The sequence below is a fragment of the Mesorhizobium quangtriensis genome, from assembly GCF_040081925.1.
Lineage (GTDB): Bacteria > Pseudomonadota > Alphaproteobacteria > Rhizobiales > Rhizobiaceae > Mesorhizobium_K > Mesorhizobium_K quangtriensis.
The window spans coordinates 943,694-958,445 of sequence record NZ_JBEBMF010000002.1 but is presented as its reverse complement, the minus strand read 5'-3'; the positions used below and the strand labels follow the sequence as shown (position 1 = coordinate 958,445).

Here is a 14,752-nt window from a genome sequence, read left to right as displayed (position 1 = left end):
CACGGTGACATACAGGAGCCGCGTTTCGCTTGCAAGGGCGTCGCCTATTGCTTCACCCAACGCGAAACCAATCTCGCCAGAAACGGCCCGAAGGCGAGCACGAAGGCCAGCCGGCAGCTTTGCAGCGCCATGACAAAGGACATGTCCACGTCCTTGGAAGCCGCCGCAATGATAGCCACGGAATCAAGGCCTCCGGGGCTTGTCGCCAGATAGGCGGTCAGCGGGTCGATGCCCAACTCGTGGCTGAGCAGCCAGGCCAGCCCGCCGCAGAAGGCCATCAGCGCGATGATTGAGCCGACGATCTGTGGCAGGGCGCGGGCGGCGTGCAGCAGGATGCTGCTGGTGAAGTTCAGGCCGATCGCCCAGCCGATCAAGGCGTATGACGCCGCCAGCAGCCATTCGGGAAGCTGGATCGGCACCCCGAAACCGATGTGGGCAACCGCACCCAGGATAGCGGCGCCCAGAAAGTAGGGGGAGGGCAGGCGGGCCAGCCGTCCTAACGCTGCGCCGGCCACTGCAATTGCGATCATCGCGCCGAAGGCGGGCCACTGGATGGCCGGAAACCAGATGTGGGCCGGCAGTTCCGCGCCGGATGTATCGACCCAAAGCCGCGCGACCAGCGCGGCCGCGATCGACACCATGATGACGCGCAGGTACTGCATGAAGGCGACAAGCCTGACGTCGGCCCCAAATGCACCCGCCATCAGCACCATCGCGGTCGCGCCTCCGGGTGCCGAACCCCATACGGCGGTGGAGCCGGGCAGCGCCTTGAAGCGGCTGATGAACCAGCCGAGGAAACTCGATGCGGCAAGCGTTGCCATGACCACAGCCGTGACGAGCGGCCAGTCCGAAGTGAAGGCGGCGATAATCTCGATCGAAATAGATGCCGCGACGAGGCAGCCCACGACTGCCTGCGCTGCGCCGAACAGCGGCCGCGGGACACGAACCGTCGCGCCGTTCGTGCCAGCGATGATGGCCGCGAACATAGGCCCGATCAGAAATGCGGCGGGCAGGTGAGTGAGATCAAGGAGGAAAACGAAAACCGCCGAGACAAGAAGCAGCGCCGCATATTGGACCGCCGCTGGCAACGTTCCGAGGCGCTGGGGGGCGGGTGGCAGGGAATCCATTGTCCCTCTTTAGACCCGTCTCGATGCCACTGTCAGGTCCAGCGGCTCGATAACTTTTGGTCGGCTGGGCTCGGTGTCAGGCGAACGGAACGGCGCTGGTCCCGGGCGGGAGTTTCGCCTCGTCGTCCGGCTCGACGTGGATGGTGACGCGCACGCTCGGAATTTCGGCTTTCAGCGCCTCTTCGATGCGATCGCAGATGACATGGCTTTCGCGCACGGTCATGTCGCCGTCCACGATCAGGTGGAATTCGATGAAGGTCGCGCGGCCGGCGATACGGGTCTTGAGATCATGGACCTCGATGGCGCCCTTGGACTGGACCGAGACGATATCGCGGATGCGGACGTGTTCCTCCACGCCGACCGCCTTGTCCATGAGGCCGCTTAGCGAGTCGCCCATGATCTTCCAGCCCTGCACGAGGATGTTGATCGCCACAAGCGTGGCGAGTAGCGGATCAAGAACCGTCCATCCGGTCGCGACGGCCAGGATGAGGCCGGCGATGACCCCTCCCGACGTCATGACGTCGGTCATCAGATGGTGACCGTCCGCTTCGAGCGCTGGCGACCGCGCGGCGCGACCCTGGCGGATCAGAACTGTTGCCCAGATCGCGTTCAGGACCGCCGCCCCGCCGTTGATGGCGAGACCTTCCCACGGCTGCTCGATCGGACTTGGATTGCTCAGCGTCTGGATGACCTGTGACATGATGAGCAGCGCGGCGACGATGATCATCGCGCCTTCGAAGACGGCCGCGAAATATTCCGCCTTGTGGTGGCCATGCTGGTGGTCGCGGTCGGCCGGCATGTAGCTGATCCGGATCGCCCAGACTGCGGCGATTGCGGTCACCACGTTGACGATCGATTCCAGCGCGTCCGAATAAAGCGCGACCGATCCGGTGATCCACCATGCGAACAGCTTGAGGCCGAGCACAACGAAGGCGATGACGATCGACCAGGCCGCCAAACGGGCGACCTTCTGCTTGACGTCTGCCCTCGAAGCCGTTGCGGAGGAAGTGCTCAACTCAGGCAGCCTTGACCTTCGCCTTGCGCGGCAGGTGCGCGACGACGTTCTCGATCATCCGCATACCGGCATTTTGGCCGAGTGTCATGATCGATTCCGGATGGAACTGCACAGCTGCCACCGGCTCCTTGCGATGCTCGAAGGCCATGATGACACCGTCTTCTGTCTCCGCCGTGACAAGGAATTCGTCAGGCAGGCGCACGGGGTCGGCGAAGATCGAGTGGTAGCGGCCGACCGTGACTTCCTTCGGCAGGCCGGAGAAGATGACACCCGGTTTTGATACCCTGATGCGCGACGGCTTGCCGTGCATGGGCACGTGAAGCTGGCGCAACTCGCCGCCATAGGCTTCAGCCAGCGCCTGCAGGCCGAGGCAGACGCCGAAGATCGGCAGGCTGCGCTGCCGCGCCTTCTTGATGGTCGCCGCGCAGTCGAAATCCTTGGGCATGCCCGGCCCGGGCGACAGCACGACGAGATCCGGCTTCAGCCTGTCGAAGATTTCCTCGGGGACCGGAGAGCGTACCGTCGAGACGTTCGCGCCTGTCTGGCGGAAATAATTCGCCAGCGTGTGGACGAAGCTGTCCTCGTGATCGACGAGCAGGATGTTGACGCCGTCGCCTACCTTGGCTGCCTGATGTTCGGCGGCGGCCGCATTGCCGGCCTTTGCGTCACGAATGGCGGAGAGCATGGCGGATGCCTTCAGTTCGGTTTCAGCTTCTTCTTCCTCGGGCACGCTGTCGAAAAGCAATGTGGCGCCAGCGCGCACTTCGGCAATACCGTCCTTGATGCGGATGGTGCGCAGCGTCAGGCCGGTGTTGAGGTCGCCGTTGAAATGGACCATGCCAATGGCGCCGCCATACCAGGCGCGCGGGCTCTTCTCATTCTGCTCGATGAAGCGCATGGCCCAGAGTTTTGGCGCACCGGTCACGGTCACGGCCCATGCGTGGGACAGGAAGGCATCGAAGGCGTCCATGCCTTCTCGCAGCCGGCCCTCGATGTGGTCGACCGTGTGGATGAGACGCGAATACATCTCGATCTGGCGGCGGCCTATGACGCGTACTGAACCCGGTTCGCAGACGCGCGACTTGTCGTTACGATCGACGTCAGAACACATCGTGAGTTCCGACTCGTCCTTCTTTGAGTTCAGCAGTTTCAGGATCTGCTCGGAATCGGAAATCGCGTCGTCGCCGCGCTTGATAGTGCCCGAGATGGGGCAGGTCTCCACGCGCCGACCGTTGACCCGCACGAACATCTCAGGGGAAGCGCCGATGAGATATTCACCCTCGCCGAGATTGATGAAGAAGGAATAGGGCGAAGGGTTGATCTGCTTCAGGCGGCGGGAGATGTCGGCTGGCGTGGTCTCGCAACGCTCGTAGAACATCTGGCCGGGCACCACCTCGAACAGGTCGCCGCGACGGAAGCTTTCCATCGCCCGCTTGACCAGTTCGGCATATTCGCCCGGCTCGTGGTCGCCGCGCGGGGGAATCCGGTCCGACGGCTTGAAGGGTGTCCTTTCGCCGTCGCGCGGCAGGCCTGCCGTCGAGAAACCGTTGCCCGAATAGTCGTAGCGGTCGTGCCAGGCCTTGGCCTGGTGGTGGTCAACGACGAGGATCTCGTCGGGCAGATAGAGTACGAGGTCACGCTGGCTTTCAGCGCGCTTCAGCGAATAGTCGACCGGATCGAACTGGAAGGCGAGGTCGTAGCCGAACGCGCCGTAGAGGCCGAGGTTCGCGTCGTCTTCCGTGTGGAAGAGGGCCGTGATGGCGCGCAGGACGGTAAACACCGACGGAACGCGACTGCGCTCCTCCTCGGTGAAGACACGGCCGGGTTCGGCGACTGTCAGCGCCAGACGCTGCTTCGATGTCTGGGTGAGCGTCACCTCCTTCAGGGCCGAGACGGCCTTGCCGATGACGGGGAGCAGCACCTCACCGCGCGCGTTCAGCGCCTCGATGCGCATGGCGCGGCCTCGCGCCGAGACGACGACGGGAGGGTCGATGATGGCGGTGTCCCAGCGGGTGTAGCGGCCGGGATATTCGTAGTTCGAGGAAAAGACCGCGCCACGCCGGCTGTTCAGGCCATCGACATAGGCTTCGATGGCGCCGGCATAGGGCGTGTCGTGTCGTTCTCGGACAATCGCCACGCCACCTGCGGTGACGAACTTTTCCGCTCCGGTTTCAAGCACTTCGATGGTCATTCCCCGTCTCCGTTGATCCTGCCCGGGATCCGGAAAGCACTTGAAAAAACAAATGGCCGCCCGGACTTTCCGTTGCGGCCACCCAAATTCTCGCGCGCATGCGCCGTCAGGCCGCTGTCAGCAGGCCCACCACCAATTCATCGCGTTCGAAAGGTTCTTCATGGCCATTTCCATAGCGGCGATTGACGGAGGTCGCAACTGGAATCGCGCGGATGCTATTCGGCCGGCGCGGCAAAGCTGGCCGCCGCCGCTTGTCGGTCAAGCGCGTAGGAGAACACTGCCACGCTCAGTGCCGTCAACGCGAGCGCTGCGCCGACGAAAGGCAAATTCTGGTACGAGACTCCCAGCGAAATTGCGGCGCCGCCGATCCATGCTCCTACGGCATTGCCGACGTTGAACGCACCCTGGTTCAATGTCGCTGCGAGGTTAGGCCCGTCGCGGGCCGTCTGGACGACGCGCATCTGCAACGGCGGCACGATGACGAACGCGACAACGCCCCACAGGAAAACCAGGACGACGGCCGCCGTCGCCAGACTGGCGAGTTCTGCAAAAAACAGGTGGACCAGGACCATGGCGACCAGCGCTCCGATCGCGGTGGGCATCAGCTTCCAGTCGGCAAGCCTGCCGCCGATCACGTTTCCGATCGTGAGGCCGGCACCGAACAGCAGCAGGACCCATGTAACGGCGCTCACGGAAAGGCCGGAGACGTCCGTCAGGATCGGCTTTATATAGGTGAAAACGGCGAAAAGGCTGGCGGAAGCCAGCGCCGAGATCGACATCGCGAGCCAGACCTGTCCCTTGCGAAGGACACGAACCTCGCCTGCCAGGCCGTCCTTGGTGACGGGAGCGACGCCCGACGGCACCAGCCAGGCGATTGCTATGACCGAGATCAGCCCAAGGCCGACGACGGCCCAGAACGTCGAGCGCCAGCCGAACGCTTCGCCGAGCGCCGTGCCAGCCGGTACACCGAGGATGTTGGCAAGCGTCAGGCCTGCGAACAGCAGCGACATTGCCCGAGCCTGCTTGTTCTTTGGGACGAGGCTCGCCGCTACCACCGACCCAATGCCGAAGAATGCGCCATGGCCGAAGGCCGTAACGACCCGCGCGGCCATCAGAGTCCAATAGCCCGGCGCAACGGCGCAGAAGAAATTGCCGATGACAAACAGCGAGGCGAGGAACACCAACACGGACTTGCGTGGCAGGCGGGCAGTGGCAAGCGCGATGACCGGCGCGCCGACCACGACGCCAAGCGCATAGCCCGTCACCAGCATGCCGGCCGCAGGAATCGACACGCCCAGGTCGGCGGCAATCTCCGGAAGCAGCCCCATGATAACGAATTCGGTCGTGCCGATGCAGAAGGACGCAATGGCGAGGGCGAAAATCGGCAGCGGCATGGAGAATCCGGAGGCAGGCTGAATATGTAGGTATGGCTCCGCGCCGTGAATCCGACAATTGCGCTTGCTGCAATGCAGCAATGCGTTTTCGACCAGCGAGATGCTTGGCGAAACTCTGGTTGACGACGCAGCGCATCTCTTGACGGCGGTCAACTTTCCGTGAAAGTTTTACCTGCAAGAAAAAAATACAACTGAGCGGAAAGTGCTGACGGGGCGACTTTTCGACTGGTTGCGGGAAACAAGACGAAAACTGGAGCCGGCAGCGGCGCCATAGGGAAGGGACACAATGACATCGATAACGACGCACGACGCTGCGGCGCCAGGCGGGCAATTGCATCGGACGATCAACTGGCAGGGCGCTTTCTGGGTTGCCAGCGGCGTGCCGGCGCTGGTGCTGTTCTCGATCGGCGGCATTGCCGGTACGACAGGCAACCTCGCTTTCGCTATCTGGATCGCCTCTGTGATCCTCGGGCTGATCCAATCCTTTACCTATGCTGAGATCGCCGGCCTGTTCCCATCCAAGTCGGGCGGGGCGTCGGTCTATGGCGCAACAGCGTGGCTGCGCTATTCCAAGTTCATCGCGCCGCTGTCGGTGTGGTGCAACTGGCTGGCCTGGACGCCTGTGCTGTCGCTGGGCTGTTCGATCGCGGCCGCCTACATTCTTAGCGCTCTCGCGCCGATCCCGGGCTTCTCGGAAGCCTCGCCGGAAGTCGCCGCATGGCTCGCCGATCCGGCCAATGCCGGCAAGGCCGCCGCCGATGCCATTGCCGCGCTGACGGCAGCCGGCACGCCTGCGATACGCGACTGGACGCTCTGGAGCGGCTCGCTTGGCCCGGTCAGCTTCTCGCTCAACGCCGTCTTCTGGATCGGCGTCATCCTGATGCTGATCGTCTTCGCGATCCAGCATCGCGGCATCCTCGGCACCGCCAACGTGCAGAAGATCATCGGGCTCGTCGTGATCATCCCGATGCTGATCGTCGGCATCGTCCCGATCCTCACCGGACAGATCAACTGGGACAATTACACGCCGTTCGTACCGTTGGCGGCAGCCTACTCGCCGGAACCGGGCGAGTGGAATATCGCCGGCTGGACGCTGGTGTTCGGCGGCATGTTCATCGCGGCTTGGTCGGCCTATGCGTTCGAGACCTCGATCTGCTTTACCAGCGAGTTCAAGAACCCGCAGCGCGACACGGTCAGGGCGATCCTCTATTCAGGCCTTCTCTGCCTCGTGCTCTACAGCCTGGTGCCGTTCACCTTTCAGGGCGTGCTCGGCCTTGAAGGCATGCTGGCGGGGCCGATCGTCGACGGCTCGGGCGTCGGCCATGCCATGGCCTCGATGGTCGGTGGTACCGGCATCATCACCTCGATCATGATCATGCTGATGATCCTGGCGCTGATGTTGGCCATCATGACGGCTATGGCCGGTTCGTCGCGGACGCTCTACCAGGGTTCGGTGGACGGCTGGCTGCCGAAGTATCTCAGCCACGTCAACGACCACGGCGCGCCGACGGCGGCGATGTGGACGGACCTCGTCTTCAACCTCTTCCTGCTGGCGATCGCGGCGGCGGATGCGACGAGCTACTTCTTCATCCTGGCGGTGTCGAACTGCGGCTACATCATCTTCAACTTCCTCAACCTCAACGCAGGCTGGATACACCGCATCGACAACGGCCACATCCCGCGGCCGTGGAAGGCGCCGACGATCTTCATCGCGGCGGGCTGCATCCTCTCCTTCGTCAACGCCATGTTCATGGGCGCAGGCGCCAAGGTGTGGAACCCCTGGGCGCTGTGGGCCGGCGTCATCGCAGCGGCGCTTATCATTCCGGTGTTCTGCTTCCGCCACTATGTGCAGGACGGCGGCAAGTTCCCGCCGCACATGCTGGACGACCTCGGCCTCAAGGAGGGTGATCTGGCGGTGCGCAAGGCCGGCATGCTGCCATACCTCACATTGGCAGCCGGCGTTGCCGTCGTGCTGATCGCGAACTGGATTTTCGTGATCTGACGGAAGTAAGACGATCTCCCTTAAAGGCCCGGAGTGAAAAACTCCGGGCCTCTTTTTTTGCTTCAAGCTTCCAGTGCGCCCGACCTCGCGTCGGCGCTGCGCTTCTCGCCGATCATCTTGATGAGGTTGTCGCCGGCGCGGCCGGACCGACCGACGACGCGGGTGAAAACATAGCCTGCCTGGGGGGCCAGCACGTCGACCGAGCCGTCCGGCTCGCCCGGCGTATGGACGATGGTTGCGAGCCTGGCGCCCTTGCGGACATGTTGGCCGGGCTCGACATGGAACAGGATCGCACCCGCACGCGGCATGTCGACCATCTCGACGTGATCGATGGGGGCCGCGATGCCGGTGAATTTTCTCGGCTTCGCGGCCTTCTCGTCGGCGATCACGCCGCGTGTCGCCAACACCCGGTAGAGGCCTTCGGCGTCTGACTTCGCGTATTTCTCGTAGACATCGCCGAGACCGCGATATTCGACGGTGGTGACGACGCGTCTGTCGAAGCCGGCCTGCTCCGGGGGCATCTGCAGATAAGGGTGGATGGCCGCTTCCTCGAAGGCCGCGCCCGAGGCCCCGTCCCACAGGATGACGGCGTCGACGCCCATCGCGCCGGCGCAGTCCTGCATTGCGGGCCAGAGCTGCGCCGGGACGTAAAGGTAGGGCACGGATTCGAAGTCGCAATGCAGGTCGAGCACGATGTCGTGGCCCATCGACAGCTCGACCAGCAGGCGCTTGAGGCGCACGTCAGCCGTGGCCATTGGATTGGCCGGCGGCAGGGCGTTCTTGTTCGGGCGGTCGATCAGCGGGAAGTCGCGATTGAAATTGGTGCGCGTGCCGAGGTGAAAGCGCCCCTCAACCTCGCCGAACAAGAACTGGGCCCGCCCGACCGGATTGGCGGCCGGCACGATGGTGATGTCACCGAGGATGCGACCTTCCGCCTCGGCCTTGCGCAACAGCGGCATCAGCGCGTGAACGGCGACGACGCCGGGAAGCTCCCCTGCGTGGAGCGCGGCCTGAATATAAGCGCTGGGGGCGGTCTTTGACGTTCCCTTGAAGCGGAACACGGTGAGTTCGTAAGACACGCCTTCGGTGTCGCCGGCAAGCTTTTCGATCGTCTTCTTCATGGGAGTCTCCTGATCGCCCGGAAGATGCCTCGTGTCATGTGTCGTACGCAATGGGAATGGGACATGCGAGATCGTTCCGGCGCCTTGTTTTTTGAGGCCGGGGTATGGGAAGCGGCGCATGGCAGCGACGTCTTCTAAGTAGGTAATATGACGCGCTGCCATGCGCCGCCGGCGTTTATCCCCCTGCCGGCGCCCGGCCCATCGAACTCCGGTCGTCTGGAGTCCGCGAGCGCACGAGGCGACAGACGGTCGGACGTCCCGCCCAGTTCAGCGGAAGCACCCGGCGCCACACTTGCCCGGGACGCTGGCTGTACACACCCGTTCCCACACGCAAGTTGCAGGATGCAGAATAAAGGAGGTGGGATGGGTGGGGATAAATCGGCCAGTTTTTTTCCAGGGCCTAATTAAATCAATTACTTAGCTGGTTTTGCTGTCCACGTCTGCCCTTTCCATTCGTCATCATCGGGCTTGACCCGAGTATCCATGTCGTGAGGTTGAACGTGCTGGCAGGTGATGAAGGTTCGACTGCTGTTCTGCACGGGGGGCGCGCTGCCGGAAGGTCACGGCATGGATCCCAGGGTCTGCGCCGTGTCGCTTGGCTCCTTGCTTCGCCCTTGGATGACGAAAGGGTCGGGCGGATTCACGGTTATGGTCGTGATTGGCAATCTTCCCTGCTGCGCTAGGTTGCACTCAGGAGGAAGCTTCTCATGACGGACAAGACGACGCCCAAACCGAAGAGCGCGCCGAAAACAAAGGCCGCCGACAAGGTCGCGCCGAAGAAGGACGTCGCGCTGCTTTCGGGTGGCAATCCGCAGATCGCGAAGGGCTACGGCAACGAGCCGGTGCAGGCCTATATCGCGGCGATGCCGGGCTGGAAAAGCGCGGTCGGTAGCAGGCTCGACGCGATCATCGAAAAGGCCGTGCCCGGTGTCGCAAAAGCGGTGAAGTGGAACTCGCCTTTCTATGGCGTCGAGAAGGGAAACTGGTTCCTGAGCTTCCACGTCTTCGCGAAATACATCAAGGTGGCGTTCTTTCGCGGTGCGCAGATGGACTCGCCGCCCCCTGTCACGTTAAAGCAGAGGGATGTCCGATATTTTCATATCCACGAGGACGACGAACTGGACGAGAAGCAGTTTGCGGACTGGGTGAAGCAGGCAAGCCGGCTGCCGGGCGAGACGATGTAAACGTTTGGAATCTCAGCCGTCCGGCTCGAAATCCTTCAGCGGGAAAAGGTGCCGCATCGGGCGCGCCTCGTCCACGACGCGCCTGATTGACGGACGCTCCAGAAGCCGTGCACGGTAGGCGTGCAGCGCCTTGTGCTCGCGCGGGATAGGATGACCCCAATGCGCGTAGAAAAGGGCGGGTCCGGCCGAGACGTCGGCGATGGTGAAGGTATCGTTCGCCGCCCATGTCCGGCCTCTCATCCAGCGCTCCAGCCATGCATAGGTTCTGTCGAGCGTGGCTCTCGCCTCGCTGACAGCCAGCGCATCGCGCTTGTTTTCCGGGCGAATGGCGTTCAGCACCATGCGCGTCAGCGGAGCCTGCACATAATCGTCGAAGACGCTGTCCATCTGGCGTGCCTCGATGGCCGCCTTGCGGTCTGCGGGCACCATCGGCGGCGCGTCGCCGTGATGCAGGTCGAGATACTCGATAATGGCTGCCGACTCGATGACGACGCGGTCGCCATCGACAAGCACCGGGAACTGGCCGGTGGGCGCGAGGCGGGTAATGGCTTCGGCGTTTTGGGGGTGTTCAGGATCGACCATGAGAAATTCGAACGGGATGTTGCGCTCGAAAAGCGCTATCGCCGCTTTCCAGTAGAACGAAGCGAAAGGGTGGCCGTAGACTTTCAGCATCCTAGATTCCAGGCAGCGGGAGGGGTTGGTGTCGCGCCAGCGTGGCGAACCGGCTGACAGAAGGCAAGGTAGGGAGGAACAGATGGTGACAGGGCCTGACAAGAAGAAGGCGGAAGCCGACGAGGACGCATCGCGGCTGATCGATGCGAAGATCAAGGAGCTTGGCGGCTGGCGGGGCGCGCTGCTGGCGAAGTTGCGGGCAGCGATCAGGCAAGCAGACCCGCAGATTGTCGAGACGGTGAAATGGCGCAAGCCGACGAACCCGTCCGGGGTGCCGGTGTGGGAATGCGGCGGCATCATCTGCACGGGCGAGACCTACAAGGACAAAGTGAAGCTGACCTTCGCGCAGGGCGCTGCGCTGCCTGATCCGAAGGGGCTGTTCAATGCGAGCCTCGATGCGGGGACGCGTCGTGCGATCGACGTGTTCGAGGGGGACAGGGTGGATGCGGCGGCGCTGAAGGCGTTGGTGCGGGCGGCGGTGAAGTTTAACCTTGGTGGGTGAGGCGGCGTTCTGAGGCGTACGCTCCGAGACGAGACCTCACGGCATGGATCCTCGGGTCAAGCCCGAGGATGACGAAGTAAGGGGACTGGCGCGGACCCGGGAAGAGCTACTCCTTCACTGCGCCGGTCATCGACGAGACGTAGTGCTCGACGAAGAAGGAATAGAGAATGACGACCGGCAGCGAGCCGATCAGCGCGCCGGCCATCAGCGCGCCCCATTCGTAGACGTCGGAGCGGACGAGTTCGGTGAGCACGCCGACAGGCACTGTCTTGTTCTCAGACGACTGGATGAAGGTCAGCGCGTAGATGAATTCGTTCCACGATAGGGTGAAAGCGAAAATGCCGGCAGAGATCAGGCCGGGCACCGAGAGCGGCAGCACAATCTTGGTCAGGATCTGCCAGCGGCTGGCGCCGTCGATGAGCGCGCATTCCTCCAGTTCGAAGGGGATGGAGCGGAAATAGCCCATCAGGAGCCAGGTGCAGAAGGGCACGAGGAAAGTGGGGTAGGTGAGGATGAGCGCGAACGGCGTGTCATAAAGGCCGAGCCGAAAGACCATGACCGAAAGCGGGATGAAGAGGATCGACGGCGGCACGAGATAGGCGAGGAAGATCGCCAGGCCCACCTGACGCGAGCCGGAAAAGCGCAGACGCTCGATGGCGTAGGCGGCGAAGACGGCGGCGAGCAGCGACAGGAAGGTGGAGCCGAACGAGATCAGGATCGTGTTCCACAGCCAGCCCGGATAGGAGGTGTCGAAGAGCAAATAGCGGAAATGCTCCAGCGTCGGTCCGATGACCCAGAAGGGGCTGTAGTCGTTGAAGTTGGTCATCTGCTCGTTGGGCTTCACCGAGGTGATCGCCATCCAGTAGAACGGAAAGAGCAGAACGAAGACGAAGATGACCAGTGGGATGTAGACGGTGACGACGCGGCGCGGCAGGCTCTGCAGATAGCCCATGCCGCCTTCGTCTCCCCCTTTTGGGCCGACGGCGGTGTTGCGGGTTTCGGTGACGGCCATCAGTCGCCTCCTCCCTGCTGCCATTTGCGGCGCTGCAGGCCGAAATACGAGAACAGGATTGCGGACAGCAGGAAGGGGATCATGGCGACCGCGATTGCCGCGCCTTCGCCGAGCTGACCGCCGGAGATGCCGCGCTGGAAGGAAAGGGTCGCCATCAGGTGCGTGGCGTTGACGGGCCCACCGCGCGTCAGCACGTAGATGAGCTGGAAGTCGGTGAAGGTGAAGAGCACCGAGAATGTCATGGTGATGGCGATGATCGGGGTGAGCAGCGGCAGCGTCACATAGCGGAAGAGCTGCCAACGGCCAGCGCCGTCGAGCGTGGCGGCCTCGTAAAGCGATTGCGGGATGGTCTGCAGGCCGGCAAGCAGCGTGATTGCGACGAATGGGATGCCGCGCCAGACGTTGGCCGCGATGACCGAGGCGCGCGCATTGGTGGGGTCGCCGAGGAAATTGATGCGCTGGTCGATGATGCCCATCTCGATCAGCGCCCATGAGATGATGGAAAACTGCGAGTCGAAGATCCACCAGAAGGCGATGGCCGACAGCACGGTCGGCACCACCCAGGGCAGCAGCACGATTGCGCGGAAGAACGACTTGAACGGCAGGTTCTCGTTGAGGATAAGCGCCAGCCACAGGCCGAGCACGAATTTCAGGATCGAGGCGACGGTGGTGTAGAGCAGCGTGTTGAAGACGGAGAGCCAGAAGACGCTGTCGTCCCATAGATACTGGTAGTTCTCCAGGCCGATGAAGATGCCGGGCCGGCCGATGCGCGCGTCGGTGAAGCCGAGCCACACGCCGAGCCCGAGCGGATAGGTGAGGAAGACGAGCAGCAGGGCAGCCGCCGGCAGCATGAACCACGTCGACAGCCAGCCGCGGCTTTCGGTGAGGCCCGCGAAGCGGGAGGACGTGTCCTTGGTCGATGCTGTCGTAGAGACCATGGTGTGTATTCCGGCTTTTCTCTTGGGGCCTACACGGCGAGATTGGCGAAGACCTCGATGTCGGCATTTCTCTCCCCGCATGAGGGGAGAGATGTCCGGCAGGACAGTAAGAGGCGGCGCAACACTTCGCGATCCGGGCGCTGCCCCTCATCCGTCACTTCGTGAAACCTTCTCCCCGCAGGCGGGAAGAAGGAAGCAGGCGCTAGACCCGATAGTAGCGGTTGGCGCGTTTCTCGGCCTCGGCCATCGCGTCTTCCGGCGACGCCTGGCCGGTCACCGCGCGGGCGTACATGTCGACCAGCACGTAGTCGGCCATGGTTGCCGCCGACGCGTAGCCGAGCGGGCCGGAGTAGCCGTTGGGGCGCAGCGTCTCGGATGCCTTCGAGTAGGGCGCAGCGACCGGATCGGACGTCCACACCGGATTGTCGGCGAAGGCCTTAAGCGACTGGCAGCAATAGCCGAGCGACTTCTCGATCCAGTCGGCCATCTGCTCCTGTTCGAACATGAACTTGAGATAGGCCTTGGAGGCGTTCGGATAGGGTGTGTAGTCGAAGATGACCGCCGTCGTCGTCTGGTGCAGTTCCACCGACTTTCCGACCGGTCCGATCGGCAGATTCGTGGTGCGGATGTCCTTGGCGATCTCGGCGAGCTTCGGATCGTTGTCCTTGTTGATCTGCGCCGTGCGGTAGGCGGAGATGCCGTTGGCGATGACGCCGAGTTCGCCGGCGAGGAAGGCGCGGTTGTTGTTGACGTCGAGCCAGCTCTCGGTGCCCGGGATGAAGGTCTTGTAGAGTTCCATCGCGTACTGGATGGACTTCAGCGTCTCGGGGCTGTTGATGACGACCGTGCCGCTGTCGTCAACCATGCGTCCACCGTGGCTCCAGAGCAGCCAGTGGGCGTAGTTGTTGCCGTCGCCGACACCGTGGCCGTGTGTGAAGCCGGCGGGGTGGCCGATCTTCTGCAGCGCCTTGCAAAGCTCAAGGAATCCGTCGGTATCCTTCGGGAATTCGGAGAAGCCGGCTTCCTTGACCCAGGAGTCACGGTAGACGATGGCGTTGCCGATGGCCGCCAGCGGCAGGCCGATGAACTTGCCGTCCTTGGTGGCGTAGTCCTTGCCGCCGTCATACCAGCCGCCATATTTGTTGCCGAGATAGTCGGCCAGTTCGGTCACGTCGTGCAGCTTGTCGGGATACTGGTGGGCGTCGTCGAACCAGACCCACATGATGTCGGGACCGGAGCCGACATTGGCGGCGACCGCTGCCTTCGGGCGGATGTCCTCCCAGCTTTCCTTGTCGATGCGGACCTGCACGCCGGTGGCGTCGGTGAACTTCTTGGTGTTGGCGATCCAGGCATCCTCGTCGCCCTGCACGAAGGGCGACCAGCGCAGCACGCGCAGGCTGGCGCCGGCTTCGGGTGTATAGGTCGGCTCGGCCGCCTGCGCGAAGGCCGGGGTGCCGCCGAGAAGCCTGCTCCCGGCGACGCCGGCGGCAAGACCCGCCGTGGTGCGCATCAAATCACGTCTGGTGAATTTCATAGTCACTTCCTCCTTGTTTCCATGAAACGCTATTTGCGTGTGGTTGTGTCCGGTGTGGCG

General features: G+C 63.1%; 12 protein-coding genes. 3 read left to right on the top strand and 9 right to left on the bottom strand.

The features are described 5' to 3' along the window. Window positions 1-44: 44 nt before the first annotated feature. The 4 genes from ABMA32_RS13155 to ABMA32_RS13140 all read right to left on the bottom strand — a co-directional run bounded on the left by ABMA32_RS13155 (window position 45) and on the right by ABMA32_RS13140 (window position 5,727). Window positions 45-1,127 carry an AbrB family transcriptional regulator gene (locus ABMA32_RS13155; protein ID WP_349014206.1) on the bottom strand — a complete coding sequence of 361 codons (1,083 nt, stop codon included), beginning with the start codon at window positions 1,125-1,127 and terminating at the stop codon, window positions 45-47. Between the two features lie 76 nt (window positions 1,128-1,203). Further along, complete coding sequence (locus tag ABMA32_RS13150) at window positions 1,204-2,142, bottom strand: cation diffusion facilitator family transporter (protein ID WP_349014205.1); 939 nt, start codon at window positions 2,140-2,142, stop codon at window positions 1,204-1,206. A gap of 1 nt (window position 2,143) precedes the next feature. Then, complete coding sequence (locus ABMA32_RS13145) at window positions 2,144-4,333, bottom strand: anthranilate synthase (protein ID WP_349014204.1); 2,190 nt, start codon at window positions 4,331-4,333, stop codon at window positions 2,144-2,146. Window positions 4,334-4,548: 215 nt separating this feature from the next. Then, the gene (locus ABMA32_RS13140) at window positions 4,549-5,727 is read right to left on the bottom strand and encodes an MFS transporter (protein ID WP_349014203.1); all 1,179 of its coding nucleotides are present in this window, start codon (window positions 5,725-5,727) and stop codon (window positions 4,549-4,551) included. Between the two features lie 286 nt (window positions 5,728-6,013). On the opposite strand from ABMA32_RS13140, the gene ABMA32_RS13135 reads away from it, so the two are divergent. Then, window positions 6,014-7,729: a trimethylamine N-oxide permease gene (locus ABMA32_RS13135; RefSeq protein WP_349014202.1), complete on the top strand. Its 1,716-nt coding sequence runs from the start codon at window positions 6,014-6,016 to the stop codon at window positions 7,727-7,729. 62 nt (window positions 7,730-7,791) lie between these two features. On the opposite strand, the gene ABMA32_RS13130 is transcribed toward ABMA32_RS13135, so the two are convergent. Then, window positions 7,792-8,850 (bottom strand): M14 family metallopeptidase, encoded by a 1,059-nt coding sequence (locus ABMA32_RS13130; RefSeq protein ID WP_349014201.1) that lies wholly within the window; start codon window positions 8,848-8,850, stop codon window positions 7,792-7,794. A 707-nt stretch (window positions 8,851-9,557) separates the two neighbouring features. On the opposite strand from ABMA32_RS13130, the gene ABMA32_RS13125 reads away from it, so the two are divergent. Beyond that, complete coding sequence (locus ABMA32_RS13125; RefSeq protein WP_349014200.1) at window positions 9,558-10,034, top strand: DUF1801 domain-containing protein; 477 nt, start codon at window positions 9,558-9,560, stop codon at window positions 10,032-10,034. A 12-nt stretch (window positions 10,035-10,046) separates the two neighbouring features. Here ABMA32_RS13125 and ABMA32_RS13120 read toward each other — a convergent pair whose 3' ends face one another. Then, a complete protein-coding gene (locus ABMA32_RS13120; protein ID WP_349014199.1) occupies window positions 10,047-10,706 on the bottom strand; it encodes a glutathione S-transferase family protein in 660 nt (219 codons plus the stop codon). Window positions 10,707-10,788: 82 nt separating this feature from the next. Here ABMA32_RS13120 and ABMA32_RS13115 point away from each other — a divergent pair, with 82 nt between their 5' ends. Then, window positions 10,789-11,208 (top strand): DUF1801 domain-containing protein, encoded by a 420-nt coding sequence (locus ABMA32_RS13115; RefSeq protein WP_349014198.1) that lies wholly within the window; start codon window positions 10,789-10,791, stop codon window positions 11,206-11,208. Window positions 11,209-11,314: 106 nt separating this feature from the next. On the opposite strand, the gene ABMA32_RS13110 is transcribed toward ABMA32_RS13115, so the two are convergent. The 3 genes from ABMA32_RS13110 to ABMA32_RS13100 form a co-directional block, all read right to left on the bottom strand. Next, window positions 11,315-12,220 carry a carbohydrate ABC transporter permease gene (locus tag ABMA32_RS13110; protein WP_349014197.1) on the bottom strand — a complete coding sequence of 302 codons (906 nt, stop codon included), beginning with the start codon at window positions 12,218-12,220 and terminating at the stop codon, window positions 11,315-11,317. Continuing rightward, complete coding sequence (locus ABMA32_RS13105; protein WP_349014196.1) at window positions 12,220-13,158, bottom strand: carbohydrate ABC transporter permease; 939 nt, start codon at window positions 13,156-13,158, stop codon at window positions 12,220-12,222. The genes ABMA32_RS13110 and ABMA32_RS13105 overlap by 1 nt, the downstream gene beginning before the upstream one ends. Before the next feature lie 202 nt (window positions 13,159-13,360). Beyond that, window positions 13,361-14,692 carry an ABC transporter substrate-binding protein gene (locus ABMA32_RS13100; protein ID WP_349014195.1) on the bottom strand — a complete coding sequence of 444 codons (1,332 nt, stop codon included), beginning with the start codon at window positions 14,690-14,692 and terminating at the stop codon, window positions 13,361-13,363. Window positions 14,693-14,752: the final 60 nt, after the last annotated feature.

What these genes read in the sequence shown, in the direction of transcription:
- ABMA32_RS13155 (WP_349014206.1), bottom strand. Translation starts at nt 1,127, where the DNA reads ATGGATTCCCTGCCACCCGCCCCCCAGCGCCTCGGAACGTTGCCAGCG.
- ABMA32_RS13145 (WP_349014204.1), bottom strand. Translation starts at nt 4,333, where the DNA reads ATGACCATCGAAGTGCTTGAAACCGGAGCGGAAAAGTTCGTCACCGCA.
- ABMA32_RS13140 (WP_349014203.1), bottom strand. Translation starts at nt 5,727, where the DNA reads ATGCCGCTGCCGATTTTCGCCCTCGCCATTGCGTCCTTCTGCATCGGC.
- ABMA32_RS13135 (WP_349014202.1), top strand. Translation starts at nt 6,014, where the DNA reads ATGACATCGATAACGACGCACGACGCTGCGGCGCCAGGCGGGCAATTG.
- ABMA32_RS13130 (WP_349014201.1), bottom strand. Translation starts at nt 8,850, where the DNA reads ATGAAGAAGACGATCGAAAAGCTTGCCGGCGACACCGAAGGCGTGTCT.
- ABMA32_RS13125 (WP_349014200.1), top strand. Translation starts at nt 9,558, where the DNA reads ATGACGGACAAGACGACGCCCAAACCGAAGAGCGCGCCGAAAACAAAG.
- ABMA32_RS13120 (WP_349014199.1), bottom strand. Translation starts at nt 10,706, where the DNA reads ATGCTGAAAGTCTACGGCCACCCTTTCGCTTCGTTCTACTGGAAAGCG.
- ABMA32_RS13115 (WP_349014198.1), top strand. Translation starts at nt 10,789, where the DNA reads ATGGTGACAGGGCCTGACAAGAAGAAGGCGGAAGCCGACGAGGACGCA.
- ABMA32_RS13110 (WP_349014197.1), bottom strand. Translation starts at nt 12,220, where the DNA reads ATGGCCGTCACCGAAACCCGCAACACCGCCGTCGGCCCAAAAGGGGGA.
- ABMA32_RS13105 (WP_349014196.1), bottom strand. Translation starts at nt 13,158, where the DNA reads ATGGTCTCTACGACAGCATCGACCAAGGACACGTCCTCCCGCTTCGCG.
- ABMA32_RS13100 (WP_349014195.1), bottom strand. Translation starts at nt 14,692, where the DNA reads ATGAAATTCACCAGACGTGATTTGATGCGCACCACGGCGGGTCTTGCC.